Origin of the sequence: Streptomyces albus subsp. albus, assembly GCF_000725885.1 — a bacterium.
GTDB classification, from domain to species: Bacteria; Actinomycetota; Actinomycetes; order Streptomycetales; family Streptomycetaceae; genus Streptomyces; species Streptomyces albus.
Map to the genome: position 1 here is coordinate 128,748 of NZ_JODR01000015.1, position 11,739 is coordinate 140,486.

12 protein-coding genes are annotated in these 11,739 nt (G+C 73.8%); 4 read left to right on the forward strand and 8 right to left on the reverse strand.

Annotated elements, in window-relative coordinates; genetic code table 11:
* Nucleotides 1-4: 4 nt before the first annotated feature.
* The 4 genes from solA to IO40_RS0118070 form a co-directional block, all read right to left on the reverse strand.
* Nucleotides 5-1,336, reverse strand: a complete 1,332-nt coding sequence (solA, locus tag IO40_RS33745; protein WP_262070663.1) for an N-methyl-L-tryptophan oxidase — start codon at nucleotides 1,334-1,336, stop codon at nucleotides 5-7.
* 199 nt (nucleotides 1,337-1,535) lie between these two features.
* On the reverse strand, nucleotides 1,536-2,108 hold the full coding sequence (locus tag IO40_RS0118060; RefSeq protein WP_031175742.1) for a phospholipase A2: 573 nt from the start codon (nucleotides 2,106-2,108) through the stop codon (nucleotides 1,536-1,538).
* A gap of 103 nt (nucleotides 2,109-2,211) precedes the next feature.
* A complete protein-coding gene (locus IO40_RS0118065; RefSeq protein ID WP_016467927.1) occupies nucleotides 2,212-3,114 on the reverse strand; it encodes a serine hydrolase in 903 nt (300 codons plus the stop codon).
* The gene (locus tag IO40_RS0118070; RefSeq protein WP_033229083.1) at nucleotides 3,111-4,019 is read right to left on the reverse strand and encodes a LysR family transcriptional regulator; all 909 of its coding nucleotides are present in this window, start codon (nucleotides 4,017-4,019) and stop codon (nucleotides 3,111-3,113) included. The genes IO40_RS0118065 and IO40_RS0118070 overlap by 4 nt, the downstream gene beginning before the upstream one ends.
* A gap of 227 nt (nucleotides 4,020-4,246) precedes the next feature.
* Between IO40_RS0118070 and bla the strand changes: the two genes are divergently transcribed.
* A complete protein-coding gene (gene bla, locus IO40_RS0118075; RefSeq protein WP_031175743.1) occupies nucleotides 4,247-5,182 on the forward strand; it encodes a class A beta-lactamase in 936 nt (311 codons plus the stop codon).
* A 60-nt stretch (nucleotides 5,183-5,242) separates the two neighbouring features.
* Here bla and IO40_RS0118080 read toward each other — a convergent pair whose 3' ends face one another.
* The 4 genes from IO40_RS0118080 to IO40_RS0118095 all read right to left on the reverse strand — a co-directional run bounded on the left by IO40_RS0118080 (nucleotide 5,243) and on the right by IO40_RS0118095 (nucleotide 8,239).
* Nucleotides 5,243-6,064 (reverse strand): SDR family NAD(P)-dependent oxidoreductase, encoded by an 822-nt coding sequence (locus tag IO40_RS0118080; RefSeq protein WP_234336551.1) that lies wholly within the window; start codon nucleotides 6,062-6,064, stop codon nucleotides 5,243-5,245.
* A gap of 170 nt (nucleotides 6,065-6,234) precedes the next feature.
* Nucleotides 6,235-6,696, reverse strand: a complete 462-nt coding sequence (locus tag IO40_RS0118085) for a GNAT family N-acetyltransferase (RefSeq protein WP_016467931.1) — start codon at nucleotides 6,694-6,696, stop codon at nucleotides 6,235-6,237.
* 149 nt (nucleotides 6,697-6,845) lie between these two features.
* Nucleotides 6,846-7,091, reverse strand: coding sequence for a hypothetical protein (locus IO40_RS0118090; protein ID WP_016467932.1), 246 nt, complete (start codon nucleotides 7,089-7,091; stop codon nucleotides 6,846-6,848).
* A gap of 149 nt (nucleotides 7,092-7,240) precedes the next feature.
* On the reverse strand, nucleotides 7,241-8,239 hold the full coding sequence (locus tag IO40_RS0118095; protein WP_106963602.1) for an ATP-dependent DNA ligase: 999 nt from the start codon (nucleotides 8,237-8,239) through the stop codon (nucleotides 7,241-7,243).
* Nucleotides 8,240-8,522: 283 nt separating this feature from the next.
* Between IO40_RS0118095 and tdh the strand changes: the two genes are divergently transcribed.
* Genes tdh through IO40_RS0118110 form a run of 3 tightly spaced genes read left to right on the forward strand, consistent with a single transcriptional unit; the run spans nucleotide 8,523 to nucleotide 11,702 of the window.
* Complete coding sequence (gene tdh, locus IO40_RS0118100) at nucleotides 8,523-9,551, forward strand: L-threonine 3-dehydrogenase (protein ID WP_016467934.1); 1,029 nt, start codon at nucleotides 8,523-8,525, stop codon at nucleotides 9,549-9,551.
* A gap of 37 nt (nucleotides 9,552-9,588) precedes the next feature.
* Nucleotides 9,589-10,806 (forward strand): glycine C-acetyltransferase, encoded by a 1,218-nt coding sequence (locus IO40_RS0118105; RefSeq protein WP_016467935.1) that lies wholly within the window; start codon nucleotides 9,589-9,591, stop codon nucleotides 10,804-10,806.
* Nucleotides 10,803-11,702 carry a LysR family transcriptional regulator gene (locus IO40_RS0118110; protein WP_016467936.1) on the forward strand — a complete coding sequence of 300 codons (900 nt, stop codon included), beginning with the start codon at nucleotides 10,803-10,805 and terminating at the stop codon, nucleotides 11,700-11,702. The genes IO40_RS0118105 and IO40_RS0118110 overlap by 4 nt, the downstream gene beginning before the upstream one ends.
* The last annotated feature ends 37 nt before the right edge of the window (nucleotides 11,703-11,739 follow it).

Genomic DNA, 11,739 nt, shown 5'->3' on the forward strand with positions numbered 1-11,739 from the left:
TCCGTCACAGCCGCCCCGCCACGGGGCCCGCCGCACCGGCGGCCCGCTCCTCGCCGTCCGCGCCGTGCCCGCCGTCCGCAGCGGCCCCACCAGTCCCACTGGCCCCGCCGTCCTCACCGGCGGTGCCGGCTCCGCCGACGGTGCGGTCCGGTGCGAAGGGGGCCAGGACCTCGTCGGGAAAGCGCGGGGTGCCGTCGACCATGCCCAGGACCACCTCGCCCAGCACCGGGAGGAATTTGAAACCGTGCCCGCCCAAGCCGGTGGCGAGCCAGACCGATTCGTGGCCGGGCGCCGCGCCCAGCAGGAAGTGGTTGTCCGGCGTCTGCGGATAGGTGCACACCGCCGCCCGCCGCCAGCGGCCGGTTCCGGCCAGATGGCGGCGCAACTGGTGCTCCGCCTCGGCGATCTCCGCGGGGCTCGCCTCACGGGGCAGCGTGTCGGGGTCGCACGGCGGCGGATCGCCCTCCGCACAGCACTTGAGGCCGCCGTCCGGGCCGTCCACGGCGGGCATCACGTAGAAGAGGCCGGGGTCCTGCCAGACGTGGACGGGGAACCGCTCGGGCGCGAAGTGGCCGGCGGCCTCCGGTGCGAGGTCGAACCAGTGCTGCACCTGCCGCTGCGGGCGGACGGGCACCGGCAGTCCGGGCAGCAGCCGTCGGCTCCAGGCGCCGCCGCACAGCACCAAGTGCCCGCAGGAGTAGGTCTCCTGGTGGGTGCGTACGGTGACCCCGCCGCGTACGCAGGTGAACGACAGCAGCGGCTCCCGGAACCGCAGCCGTGCCCCGTCCTCCTCCGCCAGCCGGTGGTGGAGCGCGAGCGCCTCCTCCGGCCGTACGTAGCCGGCCCGGACGTCGAGGCAGCCGACGGCGTCGTCGGGCACCGCCGTACCCGGCGGGGACAGTGCGCGGATGCCCTCGGCGTCCAGCACCTGGTGCGGCATTCCGAACCGCAGGGCGCAGTCGATGGTGGCCGCGACGGCGGGGGCGCCGGGCCCGCCGGAGATGAGCATGCCCGTGCGGTGCAGCAGGGGCGCCCCGTACGGTTCGGCCAGCTCGTCCCACAGATGGTGCGCGCGGGCCAGCAGCGGCATGAAGGCGTCCCCCTCCGCGTAGGCGTGCCGCACGATGCGGGTGCCTCCGTGGCTGGACCCCATGGTGTGGACCGGCCCGACCGCTCCAGGCCCAGCACGCTCAGCCCGGCGGCGGCCAGATGACGGACGGCGCTGCTGCCGGCGGCCCCCAGCCCGGCCACGACGACGTCGTAGGTCTCCATGCGTTCCCCTCTCACCGGAACCGGGGCGAGTCTGTCCTCGCGCGGAGGGGGGAAAACGGCGCACGGAATCGCCGTGCGTGACACCGGATCACGGCCACGCCCGCGCGGGGAAATCCGGCGGCGCACGGCGGGAACACCAAACACACTGCCGCACTTTCCGATTGTCGGATTTCCGGGAAGTGATGGGAAAGGCAGCGGTCACGCGGAACCGGCGCCGGGCCGGGGGCACGGAATCGGCGGAATCGGGGGACGGCGCTTCGGAATCAGAAGAAGGAGGCGTCGCCGCCGAGCTGAACGCCCAGGTAGTAGACCTCCGCGGCGTTGCGGCACTCGCGGTTCTTCCGCGCACCGGTGTAGGTGTCGTCGCAGATGCGCCGCATCTCGGTGCGGAAACGCCCGTCGATCCAGTTCTTCGTCTCGCGGGTCGGGTCCAGCTTGAGTTCGTGCCGGGCACCGTAATTCCGGTAACCGAAATCGTGCTGGACACAAGCCGGTCGGAACACCTTGCGGTACGGCAGGCTCCCGCCCGGAACGGAACAGCCGTCGGTCGTCCAGTTGAACGGCGGAATGTGCGGGGTGCTCGCGAACTGGCGGTAGGTCAGATTCATGATGCGGTCGGCCTTCTCGCGGAGGGCCGGATCGGCGGGCGCGGCGACGTCGGCCGGCACCCGCTCGTCCGCCACGGCGTGGGCCGGAGCCACCTCGGCACGGGCCGGAGCCACCGCCGCGTGGCCCGGAGCCACCGCCGCGTGGGCCGGAGCCGCCAGGCCGCCGCCGAGGACGCTCAGGACGGCCAGCGCCCCGGCGGCCCGCATGGTCGTGAATGTGCTGCGCATGGTGCCTCCCAGGTCGACAGATGATCGCTGTCACCTGCGAACGACCGCGAGGGGCCCGGCGGTGCGCCCCGTCCCTCACCCGGGGGACGGCGCGCGCGCTGCGTCACCCGTGCCGCAGATGGTCCCGCAACTCCCGTGCGACCTGTGCCATCAGCGCCTCGGCGCCGGGCTGCGAGGCTGCCGGGACGTGGGAGGAGGTGAGCACCGCCACCGCGTAGGCCGCGCCGTCGGCGTGCTCGACGACGCCCACCTCGTGCCGGAGGTTGAGGAGCGTCGCCGTCTTCGACGCCCAGGTGGAGGCGTCGGAGGTGAAGTCGGGGGCGAGCCGGTGGCGCAGCACGTTGTCCGCCATCAGCTCCCGCAGCCGCGCGGCGACGTCCGGGTGGACCGCCGAGGGCCGCCACAGCGCCTGGAGCAGATCCGTGAAGGCCCGTGCCGAACCGGTGTTGGCGCGCGTGACGTCGAGCTGCGGCAGCCGGTGGCCGCGCCCGGTGGTGCCGGCGTCGATCGCCAGGGACTGTGCCAGGTGCGCGTCCTGGGTCCGCAGCCGCTCCATGGGCGTCTGCGCGAGCTGGTTCATCGTGTGGCGGACGGCGATGCCGCCCAGGCCCAGCTCGCGCAGCAGGGCGTCCACGCGGGCCGGCGGGGTGAGACCGAACAGGGCGTCGGCGGCGCAGTTGTCGCTCAGCGAGGTGCTCAGATACAGCAGGTCCTCGACCGCCACCCGGGCGGGGTGCCGGAACCGGGTCAGTCCGGTGGGGCCGGGCCGGGTGACGCGCCCGGGCTGCACCATCAAAACCTGCGCACCGTCCAGTTCGCCGCGCCGGATGCGTTCGAGGGTGGCCAGTGCGAGGGGCAGTTTGGCCAGCGAGGCCACGGGCAGCTCGGTGTCCGGGTCGATGCCCACCTCCTGCCCGGTGTGCAGGTCGCGGACGAGGAACGAGCCCTCCAGGCCGGCGTCGTTCAGCTCCCGGCGCAGTTCGCGCAGCAGGGCGTCGGCGGTCATCGGGCCCCGGCCTCCTCGGTCTCCTCGGTCTCGTCGTCGGCGGCGCCCAGGCAGTGGGCGAGGGCGGCACCCAGCCGGGTGCGCAGCCGGGCGGCGTCGCCCTCCTCGGCGGCCAGCAGTCCGAAGGTGCGGGCCAGGTCGAGTTCGCCCAGGGGCCGCCAGTGGAGGGAGAACTCGCGGGCCTGCACGGGTGTGCACAGCAGCAGGTCCTCGGAGGCCAGCACCTCCGCCGCCGCCTGGGTGAGGCTGGTGGCGACCGCCAGTTGTGCGGGGCGCAGTCCGAGGGCGTCGCGCAGTCGCACCAGGGGGTCGCGGATGTGCGGTACGTCGTCCTCGGGCTGGAGCCACACCTTGCGCGGGGGTTTCCTGTCGGTGCGCCGGGGGCGCAGCGTCTCCAGGTAGCGGCGCGGGGACCGGGGCCGGGCGACCTGGGCGAGGCCAAGCGGTACGGACCAGTCCGCCTGGTCGGGCGGCACCGCCACCAGCGCGGCCCGCACCTGCTGGGAGCGGACGAGGTGGGGGCGCTCGGCGGGGGCCGCGGTGAGGACCTCCAGCATCATCCCGTGGCCGCGGGCGTCGGCGGCGAGGCGGGCGAGGCCCGGGGTGGGGCACAGGTCGGGGACGGCGAGCCGCAGCGGCCGGTTCCGCGCGGTGGCCGCCTCGTGCTCCAGTTCCTCGGCCGCGAGCAGGAGGCGGCGGGCGGCGGGGAGGAGTTCGCGGCCGAACGGGGTGAGGTGCGCGCGCCGGGAGCCGCGGTCGAAGAGCCGTTCCCCCAGATGTTTTTCGAGCGCGGCGACCCGGCGGCTGGCGACCGACTGCGACATGCGCGCGGTCGCCGCGCCGCTCGTGAAGCTTCCGCGTTCGCCGACGTGCACGAAGGCCCGGCACGCTCCCACCAGATCCACGGCGGCCACTCTATGCGGCGCCGTTCCGGGCTTGGCCACCGCTCCCATGCGGAAAGCGCATCGTTCGCCGCGATCCGGTCTTGGACAGCATGAGTGCTCGCGTAAGAGGCTTCCGGCCTGGGTGGACGGCCGTGCGGACGCGGCCTCGGACAGCCGGGACGGCGCCGCCGTGCCCGTGTCGCCGCACCCGTTCGAACGGCCCCTGGAGACCGGAGGTATCGATGACCATGCGTACGACCACGGCACGCCGCGCCGTACTGGGCGCGCTCGGGCTGACGCTCGTGGTGCCGCTGACGGCCTGCGGGCAGGAGGCGCCGGGGGCCTCCTCCAAGCCCGCCTCGTCCGGCGCCTCCGCCTCGCCCGCCGCCGTGAAGCGCGCCCAGACGGCCGAGCGGTTCGCCAAGATCGAGCAGAAGTTCGATGCGCGGATCGGCGTGCAGGCGGTGGACACCGGCACCGGACGTCAGGTCGCCTACCACGCGGACGAGCGCTTCGCCTACGCATCCACGCACAAGGCGTTCACGGTCGCCGCCGTGCTCGACAAGTACTCGGTCGACGGCCTCGACAAGAAGAAGATCGCCGTCAAGGCGAGCGACCCGGTCGGCCATGCCCCCGTCACCGAGGCGAACGTCGGCAAGAAGCTGACGCTGCGCGAGCTGTGCGAGGCGGCCGTGCGGCAGAGCGACAACGGCGCCGACAACCTGCTGGTCCGCGACCTGGGCGGGCCCAAGAAGCTCGAGGCCTTCCTGGAGGGCCTCGGCGACCACGTCACCGAGGTCAGCCGGTACGAGCCGGACCTGACGGAGGCCACGCCGGGCGACACCCGGGACACCACCACGCCCCGCGCCTTCACCAAGGACCTGCGTGCGGTCGTCCTCGAAAAGGGCCTCGGCAAGCAGGAGCGCAAGCTGCTCGACTCCTGGATGCTGAACAGCCCGACGGGCACGAAGCTGATCAGGGCCGGGGTGCCCGACGACTGGAAGGTCAGCGACAAGAGCGGCGCGGGCCGGTACGCCAGCCGCAGCGACATCGCCGTGGTCCGCCCGCCCGGCAAGGCCCCGATCGTGGTGTCGGTCATGTCGAAGCGCACCGAGGAGGACGCCTCCTACGACGACCGGCTGGTGTCCGAGGCGGCCACCGTCGTGGCCGACACCCTCGGCTGACCCCTCCCCCCGTCCGCGCCCCGGCCCCCCGGCGGGGCGCGGACACGACGGCCGGGCGGCTCAGCCCGGTGCCAGCCGGCTGAGCCGTTCGGTGGCGTCGTACTCCCGCGCGCGGGCCGCGTGCAGTTCGCGGACCATGTCGAAGGACTTGCCGCCCACGACCAGACGGCGTGGCGGCTCCTGCATGGCGGCCACTTCGCGGACCAGCGGGGCCGCGGTGGCGGGGTCCGGGCCCGCGTCGTCGCCCCACATCCCGGCCAGCCGGGCGCGCAGCGCCTCGTACGCCGGGTCGGGTTCGGTCGCGGTCGTACCGGCGGTGAACAGTCCGGTGTCGTAGCCGCCCATCTGGAGGACGGTGACCTCGATCCCGAACTCCTCGACCTCCATGGCCAGCGCCTCGCTGACCGCCTCCAGCGCGGCTTTGCCCGCTCCGTAGAAGCCGACGGAGGCCATGCCGCCGCCGCTGCCCATCGAGGTGACCTGGAGCAGCCGCCCGCCTCCTTGCTCGCGCAGCTTCGCGACGACGGCCTGCGAGACCCACACGGCGCCGAAGAAGTTGACGTCGAAGTGGTCGCGGATCTGCTGTTCGGTGGCCTCCTCGACCATGCCGTACAGCAGTCCGCCCGCGTTGTTGACGACGACGTCGAGCCGCCCGAACGCGGCGACGGCCTCGTCCACGGCGGCGAAGACGGCGTCACGGTCCGAGACGTCCAGCGGCAGCCGCACCAGCCGGCCGGGGTGGCGCTCCGCCAGCCCGTCGAGGGGTGTCACGTCGCGGGCGGCGGCCACGACCCGGTCCCCGGCCTCCAGCGCCGCCTCGGCGAAGGCGCGGCCCAGCCCCCGTGAGGCACCCGTGATCATCCAGCATGCGGTTTCCGGCACAGCGGCCCATCCCCTCTCGTACGGCGCGCCACGGCGCGCGGACGGCAGCCGTCACACCCATTGACGCGACGAACCGTTCCGTCTCGCCATCACCCTAGCCCACACCATCCCCCGCACACCAGCGCGTTCCCCTCCGGAGGGCCGCCGCCGGAGCGGTGCGGAGGCCCGGCTCAGTCCCCCGCCGGCTGCTTCGTGAAGTGGAACGCGGCGATGCCCATGCCCTGACGCATGTAGAAGCGGTGGGCGTCCAGCCGCTGGGTGCCCGAATCCAGGCTCAGCGTCCGGCAGCCCGACGCACGGGCCCGCTCCTCCAGATGGGCCAGCAGTGCCCGGCCCACACCCGAGGAGCGGCGCACCGAAGTGGTGACCAGGTCGTCGACGTACAGCGTGCACATGTCGAAGGTGCGCACCATGACGCGCCAGCCGGCCACGCCGAGACACTCCCCGCCGCCCGGCGCCTCCGCGCCCTCCCCCTCCTCGGTGAACGCGGCGGTGAACCGCAGCCCCTGCCGGTGGCCCTCCGCGTACAGCTCGTGGAACAGATCGTCGGTCATGTGCGGGCGCAGTTCCCGCAGTACGGGCAGCACGGCGGACAGCCGGGGATCGCCCGGGGGCAGATCGATGATCAGCACGCCGTCACCTTCCCGCCGCCCGGCCGGCCCCGCTCCCCGCCCGTGTGCCCCGCCCACGCGGGGCAGGGCACACGGGGCACACGCGGCTCACGGATGCGGAGCGATGTCACGAGAAGGCGATGTCACGTGAGCGGCGCGGCGGAGGGATGTCACAGGAACAGGACGCCCAGGCCGAACAGTCCCTCGTTCTTGCCCAGCTTGACGAGGCGCTGATCCTTCTTGGGTCGGCCCTGCTGACCGGTGCCGGAGGACGCCTGGCCGGGCGCGGTGGCCGACGGGGCGCCGCCCGGAGTGGGTTCGGCTGCCTGTGCGACACCGCACAGCGGTACCAGGGCGGCCACCGTGAGGGCGGCGATGCCCGCGGCGGTGCGGGACGGGAGGGGAAGGCGACGCATGGGGACTCCTTGTCGTCGTGCGACGTGCGGCCGGGCGCCCGGCCGACGGCAGGGGACGCTGCCCTTCCACGTTGCACCGCGTCACGCCCCGCTGCGCGCCGTACTGGTCCGGACAGGGCACACCGCCCACTCCGCGCCCCCACCACGGGCTAAGCGCCCTGCTCCCCGAACCGCGGCACCTGCGGCACACCCACGTCCGCCCGCACACGGCGGGCCTGCACCGGGTGGCGCCAGCGACCCTCGTCGAAGGCCACATCGGCCTCGAACTCCACCACCTGCGCGGGGTCCACGCAGCGGTGCCGCAGGATGTCGCGGCTGCCCCAGCCGGAGCGGAACCGGGCGTCCGTCCAGGGGTGGCCGGGCCCGGCGGGGACCAGCAGCCGGCCCAGTTCGCGGCGGAGCGTGGTGGGGACGGGGGCGCTCTGCGCGACCAGGCGCAGCTCCCCCTCGTCGTCGTACCGTCCCAGCAGCAGCATGTCCGGCGCGGTGACGGGCCCGGTGACGGCACCGACGACCGCCTCGGCGGTGGCGCGGGCCCGCAGCTTGCGCCAGCCGCGTTCGCCGGGCCGGTAGGGCTGGCCGAGTCCTTTGACGACCATGCCCTCGATGCCGACGCGCCCCCAGGCCGGGTCCAGCCATTCCTCGGCCCGGTCGGGGTCGGTGGTCATGGGGCACAGGGCCCACGGGGGCTGGAGGTCGTGACGGGTGAAGAGCTCCTCCAGCAGGGCGCGGCGCTCCCGGTAGGCGCGGTCCATGATCAGGTCGCCGTCGAGTTCGAGCAGGTCGAAGGCGATGAAGTGGGCCGGGTGCGCGGCGGCTGCCGCCTCGGCGCGGGGCCCGGTGCGCTGGGCGCGCGACTGGAGCCGGCCGAAGCTGACGGCGCCGTCCTCGATGACGACCAGTTCGCCGTCGAGCACTGCCTCGTGGCCCAGTACGGCGGCGGCCCGCAGGAGGTCGGGGAAGCCGGGGCCGAGGTCGGTGCCGCGGCGGGACTGGAGGCGGGGGGCGTCGGGGCGCGCGAACAGCATGGTCCGGTAGCCGTCCCACTTGGCTTCGTACGCCAGTCCTCCGGCGCGGGGGGTGACCTCCACCGTGCGGGCCGTCATCGGGGAGACGGGCGGATCGAGCCGCCGGTCGTGCTCGCCCATACGCCACATATAACGCGGCGCGGCGGGCCGCGCGACCGCACCGCGTGCCGGGCCGGAGGGCGGGCCCTCCGGCCCGGCGGGAGGGAGGGGCGGTCCGGACGGCGCGTGAAGGGAAGCTGGGGGCCCGGTTAAGAAATCCTCGATGGATTCCGGGGCCGCTGTGCGGCACATTCGTCCCGGCGGCGCGCCTCGGCACCGCCATCCCCTCCCGTACCAGGGCCCAGGGCCGGTGTGGCCCGCACCGGGCCCTGCCGTGGCGCGAGACGAGACAGGAGCCCGTGGCGTGAAGGCGCTGGTCAAGCAGAAGGCGGAACCCGGACTGTGGCTGGCCGAGGTGCCGGAACCGCAGACCGGTCCCGGCGATGTCCTCATCAAGGTGGAGCGGACCGGCATCTGCGGCACCGATCTGCACATCCGCGACTGGGACGGCTGGGCCCGGCAGGCGGTCACGGCCCCGCTGGTGGTGGGGCACGAGTTCACCGGCGTGGTGGTGGAGACCGGCCGCGACGTGACCGGCGTCAAGCCCGGCGACCGGGTCAGCGGCGAGGGCCATCTGGTGTGCGGCACCTGCCGCAACTGTCTGGCGGGCCGACGACATCTGTGCCGGGCGACGGTGGGGCTCGGGGTGGGGCGGGACGGCGCCTTCGCCGAGCTGGTGTCACTGCCGGAGCAGAACGTGTGGGTGCACCGCACCCCGGTCGACCCGGACATCGCCGCGATCTTCGACCCGTTCGGCAACGCGGTGCACACGGCGCTCTCCTTCCCGCTGGTCGGCGAGGACGTGCTGATCACGGGTGCGGGTCCGATCGGGCTGATGGCCGCGGCGGTGGCCCGGCACGCCGGTGCCCGCCACGTCGTCGTCACGGATGTCAGCGAGGAGCGGCTGGAGCTGGCCCGCAAGGTGGGCGCCTCGCTGGCCCTGGACGTCTCGGACGCGACCGTCGCGGACGGCCAGCGGGCCCTGGGGCTGCGCGAGGGCTTCGACGTCGGGCTGGAGATGTCCGGCAACCCGGCCGCGCTGCGCGACATGATCGCGAACATGACGCACGGCGGGAAGATCGCGATGCTCGGTCTGCCCGCCGAGGACTTCGCCGTGGACTGGGCCCGCATCGTCACCTCGATGATCACGCTCAAGGGCATCTACGGCCGGGAGATGTTCGAGACCTGGTACGCGATGTCGGTGCTGCTGGAGGGCGGCCTCGACCTCAGCCCGGTGATAACCGGCCGGTACGGCTACCGCGACTTCGAGGCCGCCTTCGACGACGCGGCCGGCGGCCGGGGCGGCAAGGTCATCCTCGACTGGACCCGCTGACCCTCCCTCCCACCTACCTCCTGGAGACCTGAGAGAGATGTTCGACTCCGTACGCGACGAGCTGCGCGCCACCCTCGACGAGATCACCGCGGCCGGGCTGCACAAGCCGGAGCGGGTCATCGGCACCCCGCAGTCCGCCACCGTCGAGGTCACCGCGGGCGGCCGGCCGGGCGAGGTCCTCAACTTCTGCGCCAACAACTACCTGGGCCTGGCCGACCACCCCGAGGTGCTGGCCGCCGCACACGCCGCGCTGGACCGCTGGGGCTACGGCATGGCCTCGGTCCGCTTCATCTGCGGGACGCAGGAGGTGCACAAGGAGCTGGAGGAGCGGCTGTCGGCGTTCCTCGGCCAGGAGGACACCATCCTCTACTCCTCCTGCTTCGACGCCAACGGCGGTGTCTTCGAGACGCTGCTGGGCGAACAGGACGCGGTGATCTCCGACGCTCTCAACCACGCCTCGATCATCGACGGCATCCGGCTGTCGAAGGCCCGCCGCTTCCGTTACGCCAACCGTGACATGGCCGACCTGGAGCAGCAGCTCAAGCAGGCGCAGGACGCGCGGCGCAGGCTGATCGTCACCGACGGCGTGTTCTCGATGGACGGCTATCTGGCGCCGCTGCCCGAGATCTGCGACCTGGCCGAGCGGTACGACGCGATGGTGATGGTGGACGACTCCCACGCGGTCGGCTTCGTCGGCGAGGGCGGACGCGGCACCCCCGAGCTGCACGGCGTCATGGACCGGGTGGACATCATCACCGGCACCCTCGGCAAGGCGCTCGGCGGCGCCTCGGGCGGCTATGTGGCGGCCCGCGCCGAGATAGTGGCGCTGCTGCGGCAGCGGTCGCGCCCGTATCTGTTCTCCAACAGCCTGGCACCGGTGATCGCGGCGGCTTCCTTGAAGGTGCTCGACCTGCTGGAGTCGGCCGGTGACCTGCGCGAGAGGCTGCGGGCCAACACCGAGCTGTTCCGCCGCCGGATGACCGAGGAGGGCTTCACTCTGCTGCCCGGCGACCACCCGATCGCCCCGGTGATGATCGGTGACGCGGCGGAGGCCGGGCGGATGGCGGAGCTGCTGCTGGAGCGCGGCGTCTACGTGATCGGCTTCTCCTACCCGGTGGTGCCCCAGGGCCAGGCCCGGATCCGGGTGCAGCTGTCCGCGGCGCACTCCGCGCAGGACGTGCACCGCGCGGTGGACGCGTTCGTCGCATCCCGGGCGGAACTGGCGCGGACCGCTGGGGGAGAATCGGTCGCGTGATCGAAGCGCGGCGGCTGCACATCCTCCGTGCGGTGGCCGACCACCGCACGGTCACCGCCGCTGCCGCCGCGCTCTATCTGACCCCCTCGGCCGTCTCCCAGCAGCTCGCAGCGCTGGAGCAGGAGACCGGCCACCGGCTGGTCGAGCGCGGCGCGAAGGGCGTGCGCCTCACCCCCGCCGGGGAGATCCTGCTGGCCCACACCCATCGCGTTCTCGCCCAGCTGGAGCGTGCCGAGGCGGAGCTGGCGGCCTACGGTTCGGGAGCCGCGGGCCAGGTGAACCTGGCGTCCTTCGCCACCGGCATCGGCCTGGTGGTGGCGCCCGCGCTCTCCCGGCTGGCCCGCACGGCGCCGGGCATCCGGGTACGGGTGCGGGACGCGGAGGGCGACGAGAGCCTGCCGATGGTGCTGGACCGGGAGACGGACGTGGCGGTGGCCGTCGAGTACCGGGGCGCGCCCGGCGCGGACGATCCGCGGCTGTGGCGGGTGCCGCTGTACGCGGAGCCCTTCGACGCGGTCGTCCCGCGGGGGCACCGGCTGGCGGAGGCCGGCCGGGTGCCGCTGGCCGAGCTGGCCAAGGACACCTGGATCGGGCCGTTCCCCGGCAACCCCTGTCACGACGTGGTGGTGCTGGCCTGCGAGCACGCGGGCTTCGAGCCCAGGATGGAACACTTCTCCGACGACTTCCGGGCCGTGGTCGCCCTGGCCTCGGCCGGCGCGGGCGTCGCCCTCGTACCGCGGTCGGCGCTGCTGGGCACGGATGTGGGGGCCGTCGCCGTGCACCCCGTCGACGACATCGCCCCCACCCGTCGCGTGTTCGCCGCCGTACGGCGCGGCGCCGAGGAACACCCGCTGATCAGCCCGGTCCTGGACGCCCTCACCGAGGCGGCACGCTAGCGGCCGTCCGACCGGCCCCGGGGCGGCTGCCCCCGCG

Excerpts from the sequence above, each read along its gene's own strand:
- IO40_RS0118060 (WP_031175742.1), bottom strand. The coding sequence starts at position 2,108 with ATGCGCAGCACATTCACGACCATGCGGGCCGCCGGGGCGCTGGCCGTC.
- IO40_RS0118065 (WP_016467927.1), bottom strand. The coding sequence starts at position 3,114 with ATGACCGCCGACGCCCTGCTGCGCGAACTGCGCCGGGAGCTGAACGAC.
- bla (WP_031175743.1), top strand. The coding sequence starts at position 4,247 with ATGCGTACGACCACGGCACGCCGCGCCGTACTGGGCGCGCTCGGGCTG.
- IO40_RS0118090 (WP_016467932.1), bottom strand. The coding sequence starts at position 7,091 with ATGCGTCGCCTTCCCCTCCCGTCCCGCACCGCCGCGGGCATCGCCGCC.
- IO40_RS0118095 (WP_106963602.1), bottom strand. The coding sequence starts at position 8,239 with ATGGGCGAGCACGACCGGCGGCTCGATCCGCCCGTCTCCCCGATGACG.
- IO40_RS0118105 (WP_016467935.1), top strand. The coding sequence starts at position 9,589 with ATGTTCGACTCCGTACGCGACGAGCTGCGCGCCACCCTCGACGAGATC.